This window comes from Pseudomonas sp. 43mfcvi1.1, assembly GCF_900115935.1.
GTDB classification, from domain to species: Bacteria; Pseudomonadota; Gammaproteobacteria; order Pseudomonadales; family Pseudomonadaceae; genus Aquipseudomonas; species Aquipseudomonas bijieensis.
Genome location: NZ_UETT01000004.1, coordinates 93,501 through 111,141 on the forward strand (window position 1 = coordinate 93,501; position 17,641 = coordinate 111,141).

16 protein-coding genes and 1 pseudogene are annotated in these 17,641 nt (G+C 61.3%); 6 read left to right on the plus strand and 11 right to left on the minus strand.

Annotated elements, in window-relative coordinates:
• Positions 1 to 219 precede the first annotated feature (219 nt).
• From DTP52_RS09165 to DTP52_RS09190, 6 genes are all read right to left on the minus strand, one after another.
• Complete coding sequence (locus tag DTP52_RS09165) at positions 220 to 621, minus strand: response regulator (protein ID WP_109753055.1); 402 nt, start codon at positions 619 to 621, stop codon at positions 220 to 222.
• Complete coding sequence (locus tag DTP52_RS09170) at positions 618 to 2,801, minus strand: PAS domain S-box protein (protein ID WP_109753056.1); 2,184 nt, start codon at positions 2,799 to 2,801, stop codon at positions 618 to 620. Before DTP52_RS09170 ends, DTP52_RS09165 begins: the two co-directional genes overlap by 4 nt.
• 193 nt (positions 2,802 to 2,994) lie before the next feature.
• Entirely contained in the window at positions 2,995 to 3,825 is an 831-nt protein-coding gene (locus DTP52_RS09175; protein WP_109753057.1) for an amidohydrolase, read from the minus strand.
• Between the two features lie 28 nt (positions 3,826 to 3,853).
• On the minus strand, positions 3,854 to 5,143 hold the full coding sequence (locus tag DTP52_RS09180; protein ID WP_109753058.1) for an MFS transporter: 1,290 nt from the start codon (positions 5,141 to 5,143) through the stop codon (positions 3,854 to 3,856).
• 131 nt (positions 5,144 to 5,274) lie between these two features.
• Positions 5,275 to 6,006, minus strand: a complete 732-nt coding sequence (locus DTP52_RS09185; RefSeq protein WP_109753059.1) for a GntR family transcriptional regulator — start codon at positions 6,004 to 6,006, stop codon at positions 5,275 to 5,277.
• 292 nt (positions 6,007 to 6,298) lie between these two features.
• Positions 6,299 to 7,288 carry an MBL fold metallo-hydrolase gene (locus tag DTP52_RS09190; protein WP_109753060.1) on the minus strand — a complete coding sequence of 330 codons (990 nt, stop codon included), beginning with the start codon at positions 7,286 to 7,288 and terminating at the stop codon, positions 6,299 to 6,301.
• A 274-nt stretch (positions 7,289 to 7,562) separates the two neighbouring features.
• On the opposite strand from DTP52_RS09190, the gene DTP52_RS09195 reads away from it, so the two are divergent.
• Together DTP52_RS09195 and DTP52_RS09200 are read left to right on the plus strand one after the other, a co-directional pair.
• Positions 7,563 to 7,985 carry an AraC family transcriptional regulator gene (locus tag DTP52_RS09195; protein ID WP_109753061.1) on the plus strand — a complete coding sequence of 141 codons (423 nt, stop codon included), beginning with the start codon at positions 7,563 to 7,565 and terminating at the stop codon, positions 7,983 to 7,985.
• Between the two features lie 36 nt (positions 7,986 to 8,021).
• The gene (locus DTP52_RS09200) at positions 8,022 to 9,365 is read left to right on the plus strand and encodes an OprD family porin (protein WP_109753062.1); all 1,344 of its coding nucleotides are present in this window, start codon (positions 8,022 to 8,024) and stop codon (positions 9,363 to 9,365) included.
• Between the two features lie 98 nt (positions 9,366 to 9,463).
• On the opposite strand, the gene DTP52_RS09205 is transcribed toward DTP52_RS09200, so the two are convergent.
• Together DTP52_RS09205 and DTP52_RS09210 are read right to left on the minus strand one after the other, a co-directional pair.
• Positions 9,464 to 10,231 carry an EAL domain-containing protein gene (locus DTP52_RS09205; protein ID WP_109753063.1) on the minus strand — a complete coding sequence of 256 codons (768 nt, stop codon included), beginning with the start codon at positions 10,229 to 10,231 and terminating at the stop codon, positions 9,464 to 9,466.
• Between the two features lie 179 nt (positions 10,232 to 10,410).
• Entirely contained in the window at positions 10,411 to 11,115 is a 705-nt protein-coding gene (locus tag DTP52_RS09210) for a phosphoribosyltransferase (protein WP_109753064.1), read from the minus strand.
• Positions 11,116 to 11,451: 336 nt separating this feature from the next.
• Here DTP52_RS09210 and DTP52_RS09215 point away from each other — a divergent pair, with 336 nt between their 5' ends.
• Positions 11,452 to 12,015, plus strand: a complete 564-nt coding sequence (locus DTP52_RS09215) for a GNAT family N-acetyltransferase (protein WP_109753065.1) — start codon at positions 11,452 to 11,454, stop codon at positions 12,013 to 12,015.
• A 216-nt stretch (positions 12,016 to 12,231) separates the two neighbouring features.
• On the opposite strand, the gene DTP52_RS09220 is transcribed toward DTP52_RS09215, so the two are convergent.
• A complete protein-coding gene (locus DTP52_RS09220; protein ID WP_109753066.1) occupies positions 12,232 to 13,143 on the minus strand; it encodes a universal stress protein in 912 nt (303 codons plus the stop codon).
• Positions 13,144 to 13,562: 419 nt separating this feature from the next.
• Here DTP52_RS09220 and DTP52_RS09225 point away from each other — a divergent pair.
• From DTP52_RS09225 to DTP52_RS09235, 3 genes and pseudogenes are all read left to right on the plus strand, one after another.
• Positions 13,563 to 14,485: pseudogene (locus tag DTP52_RS09225) on the plus strand (universal stress protein).
• Positions 14,486 to 14,736: 251 nt separating this feature from the next.
• Complete coding sequence (locus DTP52_RS09230; protein ID WP_109753067.1) at positions 14,737 to 15,171, plus strand: YeeE/YedE family protein; 435 nt, start codon at positions 14,737 to 14,739, stop codon at positions 15,169 to 15,171.
• Positions 15,172 to 15,173: 2 nt separating this feature from the next.
• A complete protein-coding gene (locus tag DTP52_RS09235) occupies positions 15,174 to 15,593 on the plus strand; it encodes a DUF6691 family protein (protein ID WP_109753068.1) in 420 nt (139 codons plus the stop codon).
• Positions 15,594 to 15,613: 20 nt separating this feature from the next.
• Here DTP52_RS09235 and DTP52_RS09240 read toward each other — a convergent pair whose 3' ends face one another.
• Together DTP52_RS09240 and DTP52_RS09245 are read right to left on the minus strand one after the other, a co-directional pair.
• Positions 15,614 to 16,981, minus strand: coding sequence for an ATP-binding protein (locus tag DTP52_RS09240; RefSeq protein WP_109753069.1), 1,368 nt, complete (start codon positions 16,979 to 16,981; stop codon positions 15,614 to 15,616).
• Positions 16,978 to 17,640 (minus strand): response regulator, encoded by a 663-nt coding sequence (locus DTP52_RS09245; protein ID WP_109753070.1) that lies wholly within the window; start codon positions 17,638 to 17,640, stop codon positions 16,978 to 16,980. Before DTP52_RS09245 ends, DTP52_RS09240 begins: the two co-directional genes overlap by 4 nt.
• Position 17,641 lies beyond the last annotated feature (1 nt).

Here is a 17,641-nt window from a genome sequence, read left to right on the forward strand (position 1 = left end):
GGTAGAGATTTAGCACAGTCCAGAGGCAACGTCTCGTAGAGGCCGGTTTGAAAGTCAGGGCTGGGCTTGCTGGCGATAGTGTTGCATCAGTCGGCTGTGATGTTGGCTGTGCCGCCACTATCGCGAGCAGGCTCGCTCCCACAGGGATTTGGGCCGGACACGACTTTTGCGAGTACTCGAAAAAACTGTGGTAGCGAGCCTGCTCGCGATAGCGCCGGGTCAGTTGGCATCGGAGCTGAAGGCCAAGTCGCTGTCGCGAGCGCCCGCCAGCGTAACGGCAATTTTCTGCTGCAGCTCGCTTTGTGAGAACGGTTTGTGCAGAACCGGGCACCCGGCATATTCGGCGGATAGCCCGCTGGCGCCGTATCCGGTGCTGAATAGAAAGGGAATATTGCGACCGCGAAGAATTTCGGCCACCGGGAAAACACGCTCGCCAGCCAGGTTGACGTCCAGGATCGCCAGGTCAACCTGCACCGAACCGGCTATATCACATGCCGCAGCGAGCCGGGCGACTGACGCCACCACTTCGCATCCGAGCTCTTCCAGCATTTCCTCGATCAACAGGGCAATCGCGCCTTCGTCCTCGACGACCAGCACCCTGACCCCAGCAAATGGGGTCATGCCCCAGATACTCCAATCAGAAACGAAAAGCGGCAGCAAACGCCTTGCGGAGCGTAGATGAGGTCGAACTTGCCAGCCAGGTCACGCTCGATGCAGCGCTTCATCAAGCGAGAACCCAGCCCTTCCCGTCCAGGGGGTGACACGGGCGGCCCGCCTTGTTCACGCCAGTCGAGGGTCAGCAGCGTTCCGTCTGCCTGGGCTTGCAGGTGCCAGGTAACTGAAAGCGTCCCCGTCTCGACCGACATGGCCCCGTATTTAAGCGCGTTGATCGCCAGTTCATTGAGGGTCATCGTCAGATTGAGCGCCACCCGGGTACCGACATCCGCAGAAGCACCTTCGATCACGACGCGGCCAGGTTCATGGCCAAAGACCGGCATCAGCACTTCAAGGGCCAGGGTGTGAAGCGGAGTCTGCCCCCAATGGCGCTTGGTCAAGAGATCGTGTGCCCGCGACAACGCCAGGAGCCTGGCCTCGAAACGCCTGTAGCCGTCTTTCGCATCCTCTGCATTGCGCGCGGTCTGGGCCGCCAGCGATTGCACCGTCGCCAGGGTGTTCTTGACCCGGTGATTGAGCTCATCGATCAGCGTCTTCTGCCGGTTTTCCGCCTGTTTGCGTTCGGAAATATCGACCAGCATGTTGATGGCGCCCACCAGATTTCCATCGGCGTCATGCAACGGCGTGGGAAACGGCGTGAACGGGACATAGCTGCCATCCGGCCGCTGCGCAACCGCCTCGACGCCGCGTATCGGCCGGTTTTCCTTCAGCGCCACCGCCATCGGGCATTGATCGTGGGGAAGTGCGCTGCCGTCCGTATTGAACAGTTTCCAGGTCACACACCACATCTCGCCCAACTGCGGCGTGCGCCCCGACAACTCGACGGCGGCGCGATTGAAGAACGTGATGCGCCCCTCGGCGTCGGTGGTGTACACCGCGGCAGGCAAGGCTTCGAGCAGATTGCGCATGTGCCGCTCGCTTTCGAGGAGCTGGTTTTCCATCCGCCGCGCCAGCGTGACGTCCTGCAGCACCCGCACGCCATAACGAAACGTACCGTTGGCGTCCCTCACTGACGAGCTGTGGATGTCGAGGTAAACCACCTCGCCATCGGGCTTCAGGGCGCGTTTGCGTAGCACGTAGTTCTCCAGCTCACCGGCCACCTGGCGGGCGTACAACCCGGCATCCTGCTGAATACAGTCCGGGTGGGTGTAGTCCAGAAACGTCATCGACAGGAGCTCTTCGCGCGACCGCCCCAGCATGTTGCACAGGGCATCGTTCACCCGGAGCAAGCGACCGTCGATATCGACCTCGGAAATTCCGATGGTCACCGCCTCGTAGGTCGCCGAAAGCCGCTCATCGCTGTCCTGGCGTGCCGCCTCGGCCGCATGGACGCAGCTTCTGTCGATGGTGAAACAACGGGTGTTGAAGAGCTTTCCGTCCTCGAAGCGCCCGTTCGAGGTGATCGTGACATGCTTGATCGAGCCGTCTTTCGCCCTCAGGCGCGCCGGATAGCTCTCCAGGCAATCGCCACTGCCCAGTTTGGTGAGGATGTCGCCGATAACCGGTTCGTCGACATGAAACTCGGTGATGTGCCGCCCGATGTATTCTTGCGCCGGATAACCCAGCAGCGCCAGCTCCGCCTTGTTGGCGCGCAGGATGATGCCCTCGCCACTGACGATATGCAGGCCCACGGCGCTGTTTTCGAAAAAGTCTTCCAAGTCGGCACTCTTGCGCCGCAGCTCCTCGGCCATGGCGTGATGCGCCGAGACGTCCTGGAAGCAATTGATCACCCCTTGGACGACGCCGCGCCGATCCCTGAGGGCGCGGATGTTCATCAGCGCCACGAAGCGCGAGCCATCCGGGCGCTGGATGAGCACTTCCTGGTTGCGCGAGGCTATGCCGGTATTGAGCGCCGAGGCGGTCGGGCAGTGTTCGAATGGCAGCGGCGTACCGTCGGTCAGGAACAGACGATAGGCACCGCAGAAACGGGCGCCATTCTCTCCGAGTACTGGCGCCCTTCCCCACAGCTCGGCCGCCTCACTGTTGTACCGCACGAGCCAACCCTGGCGATCGCACAGGTACACCGCACCAGGAATGGCATCGAGCGCGCTCGTCCCCATCGCGATCAAGCTTTCATACTCGCTTGCCGTGCGCGCTTCCATGGGTAGCTCTTCAATGTTCGACATCAGTCTTCCTCAAACCGCCTGGCTGAAACGCCCTCGCTGTCCAGCGCCCCGGCCGCCATAGCCTGGGCCGATGCTTCCAGCGCGCAAATCCTTCTAGAGACGGATACGGCTACTGCTCACAGGGCTTCAATGGAGTCTAGATCCCTATTCACCGGGCGAGTTCAGGAAAACTCGACGTCACAGGCCTTTCGCCTCAAAACCTGAATAATGCCTGGGGGGCCTGAACCATTAACGCATGCATCAGTGGCGCCGAACACTGCAATGCGCGCAACTGCCCCATGACCGTTTCAAAGCCGACACTTTCTTCATGCTGCGTGTGCGGCCAGTCGCTGCCCCACACCAGGCGCTCGGGACCGAAAGATTGTTCCAGCAACGTCAACGAGGCGCGGGCGAATTCAAGGTTCTGCGGGGCCGTTGCGCCCAGTCGATAGATGCCGGACACCTTCATCCAGACCTGCCCGCCTCGCCCAAGCTCCATCAATTGGACAAAGCCAGGTTGATCCAGCCCCACACGCGCATCCGGGCGACCGAAGTGATCGACCACCAAACGGATGCCAAACGGTAACAGTTGACCGATCAGCCCCGGCAAGTCCGCCAGGTTGGCATGCAACTCGACATGCCAATCCAGCTCCGCGAGATGACCCAAAAAACCGTACCAGGCGACGTCGCGAAAATCAGGCAAGGCTTTGCCCATCAGGTTCAAGCGAACACCGACCACGCCCAGCCGGGCCATGTCGTCCAGCTCGGCTCGGCTGACGTCCCGCTCCAGCACCACGACGCCGCGCAACTGCTCCGGTGCTTGCCGTAGCGCAGCGAGCAGGTAGCGGTTATCGGTGCCGAGAAAGCTCGGCTGCACCAACACGCCATGGCTCAAGCCGTGGGCGTGCAGGTGGCTCAGGTATTGAGCGAGCGTGGCGTCATAGTCAGGTGTGTAGCGCCGGACAGCGGCCAGCTCCAGCTCGCGGCTGAACACGTGGGCGTGGCAGTCAATGCCGGTGATCGGTTTAGTACAGGTATCAGGCATGAGGCTCATCTATCGACAATAAGGAAAATCAGGCCCGGGCGCCCTGGCTGTCACGCTCAACCACAGGCGCAGATGCAACAGTGGCTTCCAGGCTGCGGCCACGGGTTTCCGGCAGGCACAGCGCCGCGATCACCGCCACGCCGTAGGCGATCCCGGCGTCGATGCCAATGGCCGAGCCCAAGGACATGGAATCGCTCATGTGGCCGACCAGGAACGGGAACACCGCCGAGAGCACCCGGCCGAAGTTGTAGCAGAACCCCACGCCGGCGCCGCGCACATCCGCCGGGTACAATTCGTTGAAAAACGCCCCGAGGCTCGCCGGAATACCGGCCGCGAAGAAGCCGAGCGGGAACCCCAGGAACAGCATCTGGGTGTTGGTCAACGGCAGGAACACATAGCACTGCACGGTGACCACACAACACAGCGCGAACAACACGATGTTTTTCCGACGACCAATGCGATCGATCAACAAGCCACTGACCACGCAGCCGCACCAGAAGGCGAAGATGATCACCGCCAGATAGCCGCCGGAGTTGAGCACCGACAGGTTGCGTTCGGTCTTGAGGAAAGTCGGCAGCCAGGTCATCACGGCGTGGTAACCGCCGTGCGCACCCAGCCCCAGCAACCCGCCAAACAAGGTCACACGGATCAACTCGGGACGAAAGATGCCGGCCAGGGATTTGAAGAAACTCTGGGGAATGACGTTGTCTTTTTTCAGGCGCTGGAAACTGTCGGGCTCTTCAACGTTGCGCCGCACCCAGATGATCAGGAACGACGGCAGCAGGCCCACGACGAACATCACCCGCCAGGCCATGTCCTGCGGCACGAGGGAGTAGATCAGCGTGAAGACGCCGACCGCCAGCCCCCAACCCACCGCCCAAGCGCTTTGTACGGTGCCCATGACCTTGCCGCGGTATTTTGGGTTGATGGTCTCGGCCATCAATACCGCACCGGCGGCCCACTCCCCGCCGATCCCGAAGCCCTGCAGCGCCTTGACGATCAACAACGAGTGGAAGCCGGTGACGAACGCCGACAGGAAGGTGAAGAACGAAAACCACAAGATCATCCATTGCAACGTGCGCACCCGACCGTAGCGGTCCGACAGCGTCCCGCCGACCCAACCGCCCAGGGCCGAAGTGACCAGGGTCACGCCGCTGACCAACCCGGCATCGCCCTTGGTCAGGGCGAACGCGGCGATCAGCGCCGGTATCGCCAGGCCGAACATCTGTACTTCCAAGGCGTCGAGCGACCATCCGCCGAAACAGGCCCAAAACGTTTTGCGCTCCCGCGCAGTGACTTGGCGATACCAACTGAACATGCTTCTTATCCTTATAAGTGGAACGAAAGGCAGCCGAGAGCGAACCGCGCCGCTACAGGGCCAGTCATGGCAAACAAAACGATAAAGACAGCGGCGACCGATGCGCCGCTGAACGCACTAGCCGGGCAGGGTCAGCGGATTTCCACGCTGTAGCGGAAATGCTCGGCATGCCCGCGCGAGCGTCGCCATTCCAGCGGATTACCGGCGTAGTCACGTGCCAGGCGTTCGATCACCACCACAGGGCTGTTGACCGGCACCTGCAGCAATCTTGCGTGCACCTCATTCACCGATTCGGCGGTAAGGGTTTCTTCGGCATAGGCGACGACCTGGCCACAGGTTTCTTCGTAGATGGGATAGAGCAGCGGGCCCTGTTGACTCAGGTCGATCTCGAGCAAGGGTTGGAAGCGGCTACGGGGCAGCCAGATTTCCTCGGCGAGCACCGGTTTCACCTCCAGCAGACGCACTCGCACAATGCGGATGACCGGTGCATCCACCGGCAGCCCCAGCGCCTGGGCCACCGCCGAAGGCGCGGCCACCGGCTCTACGGACAGGATGCGGCTCTCGGGAACCCGACGTTCGCCCGATGCACTTTGAAAGCGGAAGAAACGGAACAGCGACGACTGAAACTGCGGCCGGCGAATGAAAGTACCGCGCCCTTGCTGACGCTCCAGGATGCCCTCGCTGACCAGCGCATCGACAGCCTTGCGCACAGTACCGGTGGACAATTGATACTCCGCCGACAACGCAGCCTCAGTCGGGATCGCCTCCCCCGGGCGCCAGCGATTGTTGGCGATCTGCTCGGCCAATTGGTCGCGCAAACGTTGATAGAGCGGCAGACGGACATCGCTGGAGAGAGCTTTCATCGACCTTATTCACCTTGTTATCTAGTCATATATATGAATATGGACGCGAGTATTTGCCCAAGCAGATTGATTGTCAAGAATGCGCGGGCTCCTGACTGACAAATGGCCAGCACTCTGCTCTACCCGTCACGGTGGCGAGTGGTAGTCAGGTTGGGTGGGGGTTAATTACCGACATTGGGTCGACGTCAGGGCTCAGGTCGGAACACGCTGACGCCGACTCTCGGGTGTTGAAGATCGATTATTGTTCCGGCAGTGAAGCAAGGCCTGTTTTATCGGCGCAAGCAATCGGATTTCATTCGATCATCGGCACCTTGGCTGCCCGTTGATAAGGCCCATACTCGACCGGCACCCACTGGAAGTGCCCGCCCACTGCACTGATATGCCCCATGCCTGGAAACGGCAGATGTGCTGCCGCCACCCAGGTCTTGGCGGTAGCTGCCTCGTTGAACACCTTGGCCCGGCTCTTGATCGCCCGTTTATTGTCGACATCGAAACGAATCGATACCTCGGGATGCTCGAACTGCACCGCCAGGTTATGCACCAGGTCGCCCATGAACAGGATGCTCTGGCGTTGGGAGGTAAAGCGGTACGTGGTGCTACCCGGCGTGTGCCCTGGCTCCATCGCGGCATCGACACCGGGCAGCGGTGACTGGCCGCCGGCGAAGGTCTTGAAGCGGCCGGCTGCCACATAAGGCGCGGTGGAATCCTGAGCGATCTTGAAGAACTCCCGGGCACCGGCGGGTGCCTTGGCCATCGCCTGGGGATCGAGCCAGTAATCGGCTTCTGCCTTCGCCGCATAGACCGTAGCGTTGGCGAACAGCGGTTGCTGCTTGTCGTCGACCAGCCCGCACACGTGATCCAGATGCAAATGAGTAAGCAGGATGGCATCGACCTGCTCCGGACGATAACCGGCGGCCTGCATGTTCGCCGAGAGCATTCCAGCCGTGGCGCCGATGCACTGACCGGCACCGGTGTCCACCAGGATCAGTTGCTGACCGGTATTGACCAGAAAAGCATTGAACGCGGTCTGCACTCCCGGTGTTTCAATCGAGCGACGGGCGAGCAAGGCGCGGATCTGGCTTTGGCTCAGGCCTTCGAGCAGCTTGGGCGACAGATCGTTGTAGCCGTCGAACAGCGCCGTCACTTCGTAGTCGCCCACCGCCAGGCGGTAATAACCGGGAACTTGAGTGGCCTGCAGCGGCGCCTGGGCCAGGGCGTCCAACGATGTCAGCGCCAATGCCAGGCCCGCTCCGCGCAGGGCGCACACCAGAGAATGCTTCATACCTTCACCTTGATCGAGTCGGAAGAACGGCCACCCATACGCCAGCCGGAGAAGGTCATCATGCACTCGCCTCACAGCGCAAAAATTGCAGCCATGTGCTGAATGAGTGCGCGCTCGGCGCCGCACCCGAACGCAATTAACAACGTTTAACTCGCATGCCCGCGCTCCGCGTCCAAGAATGAAGCCCTCTGCTCAGACCTGTTTTCTCAAGCGGGAAGCTGCCAGCCCACCGTGCGGTGCGCCGGGCATTTCCCACTGACACGGAATCTTAGTCATGGCTCATCCATCGCACACCACCGTCAAGGCGCCCATCAATCCAACGCGCAAATCCGCTACTGGTGGCTTGTCTCCCTGGCGCGAAAGCCTGGTCAAGAAAATGATTCTCGACGGCCTGAGCGACACCCTGGAAATCGCTGAACTGGCCAAGGCCTGCGCCCTGTCCCGCAGTCATTTTTCCCGAGCCTTCAAGTGCAGCACCGGTCAGTCCCCTCAGGCCTGGATCCGTAGCCAGCGCATCGCCCGGGCCAAACAACTGATCCGAGAGACCGACCTGACCCTGACGCAAATCAGCCTGGAATGCGGGTTCTGCGATCAGGCGCACTTTTGCCACATCTTCACCCACAGCGAAGGCATCAATCCATTTGCCTGGCGTTGCCGGCAATTGCGTGCTCAACCCTACACACCTGGCTGTGCGTAGCCCCCTTCGCCCGCCCATCTCACACGGAAACGAAGCATGTTGCCTGCACCACAATACTCAACCGCTACCTTGAAACCGTTCTGGCTGCTCGCCGTGCTCACAGGCAGCACCGCGTCGGCGATGGCGGCAGAACCCGCACAAAGCGCACCTGGCTTTCTGGACGGGGCAAGGCTTGAAATCCTCAGCCGCAACTTCTACCTCAACAATGACTATCGCACCCAGGCCCCAGCTGGCAAAAGCTACAAACAGGAATGGGCCCAAGGCTTCATCGCTTCGTTCGAGTCCGGCTTCACTCCCGGTACGATCGGCGTAGGCATCGATGCCCACGCATTCCTGGGTCTGAAACTGGACGGAGGCAAGGGACACTCCGGAACGGGATTATTGCCCTTGGATGAGGATGGGCGAAGCGAAGACCAGTATTCCAGCGCGGGTGGCGCGCTGAAATTCAACACCTCTCGCACCACCCTGGCGGTCGGCGAAATGACCGTGGAAAGTCCGGTATTCGACACCGCAGACAAGCGCCTGCAACCGGAATACGCCAGCGGCCTGCTGCTCTCCAGCCGCGAGTTCGAAGGGGTGAACCTGCAAGCGGGTCACTTCAGCGCGTTCAAGAATCAGGACGCCTCAACCAGCAAGGGCGATTTTTCCGGCTATGGGGCAACGACGCGCCACGGCGCCATCGATTTCATCGGCGCCGACTTGCTCACCGGCCAAGCCCTCGGCGGTGCGCTCTATGCCTCCGAACTGAGCGATACCTGGCGCCAGTACTACGCCAACCTGCACACTACGCTTGGCGAGCTGTTCCTCGACGGCAACCTCTACCACACCCGCGACTATGGCAAAGCCGTCGCCGGGGCTATCGACACCACCGCCTATAGCCTGAGCGGCAAATACCGGCTCAATGCCCAGGCGTTCACCCTGGCCTATCAGAAAATCAACGGCGACACGCCCTTCGATTTCGTCGGCGGCGACTCCATCTACCTGGCCAACTCGATCAAATATGCCGACTTCAACGGCCCCGGCGAGCGCTCATGGCAAGCGCGCTACGACCTTGACCTGGGCACCTTGGGCATCCCCGGCCTGCGCTTCATGGCCCGCTATGTGACTGGACGCGGGATCGATGGCAGCCATGCCCCCCAAGGCGGTGCCTACAACCCGTTCGATAGCGACACCGGCGACTACCGTCCACAACAGGGGGACGGCGGACGCCATTGGGAGCGCGATCTGGACCTGCACTACATCGTGCAGTCAGGCCCGGCCAAGGACCTGTCGTTGCAACTGTCCCATGTCACCCATCGCGCCAACAGCAGCCAGGGCGGCGATGACATCGACCGGCTGTATATCGTCATTGAGTACCCGCTCAAGCTGGGGCCGTTCTGACGTTAGCGCTGTGGAAGAACTGCTGTAGTGCGGCGGCGTCCTGTTGCCTTCCAATGGTGCTTTCTGACAATTGATATCCTTGGAATCGCAAAAAAAAACTAATCAAAGCTGCCAGCCGAAAGCCGTCCGACCTCAGGCCGTGCGAACAGATACCCCTGCATCAGTTCAACCCCCATGCCTGATAGCGTCGAGCTTTCCGCACGGGTCTCGACACCTTCGGCGATAACCAGAATCCCCAGGCGCCTGGCGACCAGGATGATGCCTTCAACGATCGCTTGCTTGACGGGGTCTTGATCGATAGTGCGGGTCAACGCCATATCAATCTTCAGCACCTGGGGCTGGAACATGGCCAGCAAGTTAAGGCCCGAATAGCCAGAACCGAAATCGTCAATGGCAGTCGTGAAGCCTTGACGCTCATACTCCGCGAAAATGGCTTTGAGATGATCCGGGTCGTCCACCCTTTCGCCTTCGGTGACTTCGAACATGAGCCTGTCCGGCGGGAAATTTGTCAGGCGCGCAGCTTCCAGGGTGGCCCGGATACAGGTCTCGGGCCGGTACACCGCGTTGGGCAGAAAGTTAATGCTCAGCAAGCAATCGGGGATGTCCAGAATGCCCAATCTTGCCGCTTCTTCGATGGCCTTCACGCGACATGCCTGATCGAATCGGTAGCGGTTGCCGTCGTTCACCAACCCCAGAATGTAGCCTGCCGACTCGCCATTGACGCCCCTGACCAACGCCTCATAGGCAAACGCCGCGCGCGTTCGGACATTGAAGATCGGCTGGAAGGCCATGGTGAAATCAAATCCCAGCGCCTCATGGTTACGGCACTCGGCGCAACCGAGTGATTGGAACGCAGAGCCTTTCATCGTGATCAGTCTTCCGTGGTGGTAATGGCATGTCTTTGCCGCTGCACAGAAGTGTAGCCATCCTCACTGAATGAACATGGGGCTACTGGAAAGGCAGACCCTGCCCCCTGAAGACTTTGCCCCGCTCTTACCGATCAAGCGCCCAGCGGCGGCACTGCAACTTCTTCGAGGGGCCTCCTTTATGGAACTGGCGAGCGGCTGGAATGGCGGTCATGGGCCTCTCGCTGCCAGGCTCGCGCCAACAAATCGACAACGACTTCATCCGAGGTCTGCGAAAAGTCCTCATACCAATAGCCAATTGAACCCATCCAGTCAGGCATAAGCGGGCAAATCACCTCATTCACTTCGCTGCGCAGCGCCTCCACCGTTTCAAGCGGACCAACCGGCACGGCAACGACGATGCGCGAAGGGGCTTGCATTCGCACCGCGTGGATCGCCGCCATCATCGAAGCCCCGGTCGCCAGGCCATCGTCGATCAGGATCACCACTCGGTCCTTGAGCTGCATAGATGGACGAGTGCCCCGATACGCCTGCTCACGCCGCGACAGCTCCTGGGTCTCCCGCGCGACAACGGCGTCAAAACTGGCTTGATCGATCGAATGAGCACGAAGCGCATCGTCATTCAGGATTTGTATGCCGCCGCCGGCAATGGCGCCCATGGCAAATTCAGGCCTGGACGGCACGCCCAGCTTGCGTACCAGCATCAGGTCCAGATCGACCCGCAGGGCAGTGGCCACCTCGTAAGCCACCGGAACTCCACCGCGAGGCAAGGCCAGGATGATCACCTCAGGCCTCTGAGCGTATTTGAGCAAATGTTCCACCAGCCCTTGTCCTGCGGCGCATCGGTTCTTCAAGACCGTTTGCAATGAGGGACTCTGAGTCATTGGAAAGCCTCCCCAGGCGATGGTGCCTGTCGTTTCGTTGCGAACACATCCTCAGGTTCCCCTGCCCACCCTTTATCTCAAGAGTCTTGGAGGAGCGTGCCTGCTGCGCTTGCAATTGCAGCGCACTTGAACTGTGCCTGCCCATTGGCCTGACGGGCGGTGAAGTCGAGCGTAAGCGCTCAAGCGGTTTGATCGGAATCAAGCGCGGGCCAATCGACGGACGGATACCCAGGCACTGATCCAGATCAGAATCGTTCACCGTGGCGGGCGTAGAACAGTACCGATTACCTAGCTTTTTACCGCACCGCACGTGCACATCCGAGGGAGGATCGCACCATGCTCACTGTCAAAGACCACAACGAACGCGCCGCTGCCCTGTATGCCAGCATCAGCGGCAAGCACTGGATCCAGGCACTCAAGGACGGCCGGCATGTGCTGATCAGACCGCTTCGGGAACAGGACCGCCAGCGCGAGTACGACTTCATCATGCGCCTGTCGCCGGAGTCCCGGCACATGCGCTTCCTGGCCCAGATCAACGAACCAGGCGCGGCACTGCTCGATCAGTTGATGGAAGTCGACTGCAAGACGCGCATGGCCTACATCGCCCTGGTCCATGACAACGGCGAGTTGATCGAGATCGGGGTCAGCCGCTATTGCGTGACCCAGGAACACGAATGCGAGTGCGCGGTGACGGTCGCCGACCCCTGGCAGCATCTGGGGCTGGGGACGTTGTTGATGGAACATCTGATCGACGCCGCGCGTAAAAACGGCTTGCGCCAGATGTACTCCGTCGACGCCGCCAGTAATGCCCCGATGCGGAACCTGGCCCACAGCCTGGGTTTTGAAACCCACAGCGATCCCGACGCCCCCCGCCAGGTCATTCACCGCCTCTACATCTAGTGGCCTGTACGGTTAATTCGAGTACTCAACTTCGAGTGCCAGTGATTGCCAGGCAAGGCGCCATGACGAGTCGTAGCCCGCTACGGCGAGGAATGGTAACGCAGCTTGGCAAGCACTGGCGCCGAAGTTGAGTGCACGAATTAGCCACACAGGCCACTAGCTAACCGGTACGCTGGCGCGAGGCCTTGGTACGGCCTCGCGCCAGTGTTGATCCCATCATGCTTGCGGCTTGATCGCCAATACGCTGCAAGGCGCCCGTTGCAGCAGGAGTTCGGCGGTGGTGCCCAGGCGCCTGTCCAAGCCACGATGCGCCGTGGTACCCATGACGATGACATCAACCTGGTGATCGGCGGCGAACGTGCAAATGCTGTTCAGCGGCGCCCCTTCGATGAAGTGGCGCTGCTGTGGCGAGACGCCATGCCGCTCGGCCAGGGATTCGAACACCTCATGCTGCGCCTGGCCCAATGTTTCGTAGAGCCCGGTGGCGAGAGGGAGCGCACCAATGCCCATATCTGCGGCGTAGACGGCCGTCCAATCGAAGGCGTGCAGCAACTCGACCTGGGCGTTGCATTGTTCAGCCAGTTTGACGGCGGCGTCGACGATCCGGTCGTTGAACACCAGGTCCTGCTCTTCGCTGCGCAGCACGTCGACAATCGCCAGGACCCGCCGAGGCCGGGGGTGACGGGAGTCCGTGACCAGATGCACCGGCACGGGACAGTCACGCAGCAAACGCCAGTCCAGGGGCGTGAAGAAAACCCGTTTCATCGCCGGTTCCGGCTGCGCATCCTTGATGATCAAGGCCATCGGCATCTCCTTGACGTATTGCTGCAAGGCTTGAAAGGCATCCTTGCTCCAAACTACCTCACAGGTCACCTCGACGCCGTGCCGGCGCGCCAGTTCGGCCTGTTGCCAGAGCCAATGGCGATGGGTTTCCAGATAGCCCTCACGTGCTTGCCTGACCTGCTCCGGGGCGAAAAGGCCGGCCACCGAGAGCAGCTCCAGGTAGTCGATCGCCACAATGTGCAGGGGCAGGTCCAGCGCCAGGGCCAACTCGGTGGCGCGGTCGAACGCCGGCGTACGGATCATGGCGTCAGGGGCCAATAGCAACAAACGTTGAGTCTGGGACATGGAACACCTCGGCACGTGGCGACAGCCACTTAAAGGATTGAGGGTTCCAGAATGGACGCCTGCCAGGGACAGGACTTGATCTTCATCAAACGGCCATCATTCAGGCTGACAAACAGGGGAGCAACAGCCCCGCCCACATCGCCAGCGTTGCCAGCACCTGGCCGGGGATCACATACCCGGCGGAACTTCGCCCACCACTGATCCAGGGGCCAGAGCCGGTTGCGCTCATGACCTGAGGCGGCTGTTCATACTCAAACATAGCGCGATTGACTCGCCGCCGCGGCCTTCGATGCAACGCTTTGAAGTGTGTTTGATGCAAATCAAGTTACCAGGCGCCGTGGCGCTCATGATCAATGACAGACACCACGCCGCGCGAACACTCGCCCGGTGCCAACAGGTCCTTGCCCGGGAGGTTTGTCATGTCTACGCAATCACGCTTGATGCTGGTCGTCTCGCCACTGATGGAACACAGCCCGGCGTTCGACCGGGCGGCCGCGCTGGCCAAGGCCGAAGGCGCCGCGCTGCATATTGTCGCGTTTGACTACCTCGAAGGCCTGGCCACGGCCGGCCTGGTCAACGAGCAAGCACTGGAGCAGATGCGCCTGGGCTACATTGAGCGCCATCGGCACTGGCTGGAGGAACAGGCCAGGCCGCTGCGCAAACTCGGTATCGAGGTCACGACAGAAGTAACGTGGGTCGAGCGCCCCTTGCAGGAGATCCTGGTCCACCTCAAGGAAGCGCCCATGGATGCGCTGATCAAGTCGGTGGATCCTGAGTCCTGGTTTTCCCGATTGATGTTCACACCGCTGGACGTGCATCTGCTGCGCGAATGCGAAGTTCCCCTGCACTTCGTCAACAAGGTCGTCCACGCTCGTCCGCGCAAGATCCTGGCGGCCATCGATCCGTTTCATCAGGACGGGCGCTACGAAGGCCTCAATGACCGGATCCTGAGCGAAGCCAACAAGCTGGCCACCAGTTGCGACGCGACGCTGGAAGTCATCTACGCCTATGACCTCTCGTCCATTACCGCCGCCGAATACGGTTATGGCAACGGCTCGCTGTTCTTCTCCTCGACCCTGGCCCGCCAGCTCTACGAATCCCAGGGCGCGGCCTTCGATGCACTGGCCGAACGCAACGGCATCGCCCCGGACCAACGGCGCATGATCATGGGAGACCCGGCCAAGGTGTTGGCCAGCTACGCCGCGTCCCATGACATTGATGTCATTGTCATGGGGCGCGTGCGCTACGGCAGCTTGGACAAGCTGATCGGCAGCACCGTGGAAGGCCTGCTGTACAAGAGCCCTGCAGCGTGTGGGTGGTCGCACCGCAGCAGGTCGGCTGAGGGCGTGATCGGCAATGACTGACCCACGGGCATGGGACTCCTTGCTCGATGAGACGCTCGGGCACCACGTTCGCCGAGGCTTGGCACGCGTTGCCTGCGCAAGGATTCGACTGCGCTTGTCCGAGCCCTTGCCTGCCGCACCCGCATCGGGAACAAGCCTGTAGCCCCCAGTGCTCAAATGCATTGTCGGCTATCCTCCCGGTACATGCCCGAATCGCTCGGCCTCAATCACTTTTTGCCTGAGAAGCGCCATGAACATCGACTGGCTCAACTTCACGCCATGGTCCGCCCTTGCAGGCGGCATGCTGATCGGCCTGGCGGCCAGTCTGTTCGTCGTCGCCAATGGGCGCATCGCGGGCGTCAGCGGCTTGATTGGCAGCCTCCTGCAACGGGGTGGCGAGGGCATCAGTGAGAAAGCGCTGTTTCTCCTTGGCCTGCTGGTCGCGCCACTTTTATGGGGGGTGTTTGCCAGCCTTCCACCGATCGAATTCCAGAGCGGCGTGTTGGGTCTCATCCTCGCGGGCCTGTTGGTCGGCGTCGGCACCCGCTACGGTTCAGGCTGCACGAGTGGTCATGGCGTGTGCGGCCTATCGCGGCTTTCGCCGCGCTCCATGGTAGCCACCGCCTGCTTCATGTTCAGCGGCTTCGTCACAGTGTTTGTCCTGCGTCACTTGCTGGGGGGCTGAACATGCTCAAACTCACGGCGTTCATGGCCGGCCTGCTGTTCGGTTTCGGCCTGCTCCTGGCGGGCATGACCAACCCGAGAAAGGTATTGGCGTTCCTGGACTTGGCCGGTGCCTGGGACCCTTCCCTGGCCCTGGTGATGATCGGCGCGATTGGCACCGCCATTGTCCCGCTGACCTGGGCACGCCAGCGCAGCCACTCGTTGCTGGGAAGTCCCATGCAATTACCGGCCAAGCGTGAACTGGACCGACGCCTGATCGGCGGCGGCCTGCTGTTCGGCATCGGCTGGGGCATCGCCGGCATCTGCCCAGGCCCCGCCGTGGCCATGCTGCTGACCGGTCACTGGCAAGCCATCGTATTCGCCTTGGCCATGCTGGCCGGCATGATGCTGTTCACGGTATTGGAAAACCGACGGGGCCACTGAGGCAAAATCGTTGATAGGTGCTAAAAGCGACAAATCTCCAAGGTCGCGCACAACCCGCCTTCGGCCCGATTCTCCAGCCGGATCTGACCACCCAGGCGCTCGGCGATAGTGCGTACGATCGTCAGCCCCAACCCGGCCCCCTGATCGTTGCCACGGCTGTAGAACCGCTCGAAGAGCCGCTCACGCTCGGCCTCGTCGATACCCGGCCCCTGGTCTTCGACTGACAGCTCGTAGTGGTCGCCCTTCCTGGCCAGCCGTACGGTGATCGTGCCGTTGGCCGGAGAAAAATTGGCCGCGTTGGTCACCAGGTTGTTCAAGGCAATGTCGATGGCCACCGGGTCGATGCGAACCGGGCCGATATTCTCGCTGACATCCAGCACCGGCTCGAGTCCCTTGCTCAGCAACCAGGGAGTCAGTTGAACCAGGCTCGCACGAACCGTGGCCGGCAGGTCGATGACCGCAGGCGTCGGAACGCCCGCCTGCGGTTCAAGCCGCGCCATGGTGAGCAGTTGATTGACCAGGCGCGTGGTGCGATCGACCCCGGCGATCAGGTGTTCCAGGGACTCGCGCCGGCTTTGCTCGCTCCCCGCCTCCATCAGGTTCTGCGCATGCACCCGCAGCACCGCCAAGGGCGTGCGCATCTCGTGGGCGGCGTCGGCGATGAAACGCCGTTCACGGCCCATCACCTCCTGGATCTGCGCCAATACACGGTTGAGTGCCGCCTGCATGGGCTCAAGCTCGGTAGGAAGCGGCATCATTTGCAGGGGTTCAAGTGAGCCCGGATGCCTGGCGCGCAACTTGGCCGCCATATCGACCAGGGGCTTGAGCCCCCAACCGATGGCCAGCCAGATCACCGCGGCCAGCAGCACGCTGCCGATCAGGTTGGGCACGACGGTGTGACGGACAATCCGGTCGACCAGGTCGGCACGCACGTCGTCGCGCTCACCCACCCAGATCTTCAAGCCATATTGCGCATCGTCCAGGACGAATGCCCGCCATTTACGGTTCTTCTGGTCCACGATCTCACTGAAACCGGGCGCACTCGGCGGCGAGGTAAAAGACGGCGCACTGGACGTATGCACCAGCACCGAACCTTGTGAATTCCAGACTTGAAAGGCGATCTTGCTTTCATAGGGATGGCCGTCGACTTTCGGCACCGCCTGCCCCAACGCCGAATTGAATGCCTGATACAGCTCGGCATGCTCCTTGCTCGCCATCGGCATGCGCATCACGCCCTGCAACAACCGGGCATTCTGCGCCAACTGGGCATCGTAGACCTCGGCGATTTCGTGGTTGCTGTCATGCAGGTTGAATACGGTGATGATCAACAGGCCAAGGAACAGCAGGCCGAGAATCAACGTGAGGGTGCGACGCCGGATCGAACTCATCGATGCTCCTCCACCAGGTAACCGACACCGCGAATGGTGCGGATCAGGTCGGTGGAGAACTTCTTGCGCAGGTGATGGATGTGCACTTCCAGTGTGTTGCTCTCGGCCTCCTCGTTCCAGCCGTAGAGCAGCTGCATCAGATGATCGCGGGTCATGACGCGGCCCGGCGGCGAGAGCAGTTCATGGAGCAACTGATACTCCTTGGGCGTCAGGGCCACCGGTTTGCCCTGGTAACTGACTTGCTGGGTGCCGGGGTTCAGGCTGATGCCGGCATGTTCGATCAACGCCTGGGCGCGGCCGGCGCTACGGCGCAACAAGGCCCTTAGCCGGGCCTTGAGTTCCGCCAGATCGAAGGGCTTGACCAGATAATCGTCGGCCCCGGCGTCCAACCCGGCAATACGATCCTCGGTGGCATCCCGGGCGGTAAGGATCAGCACCGGCAGGTTGGAGCCACTGTCACGCAAGCGCCGCAACACTTGCAGGCCGTCCATCCGTGGCAGGCCCAGGTCAAGTACCGCCAGGTCGAAGGTTTCACTGAGCAGCGAATGCAAGGCGCTGCTGCCGTCCTGCAACCAGTCGACGGTATAGCCTTCACGACTCAGGGCCTGGTGGATGCCTTCGCCCAAGGCCACGTCATCTTCGATCAGTAATAAACGCACA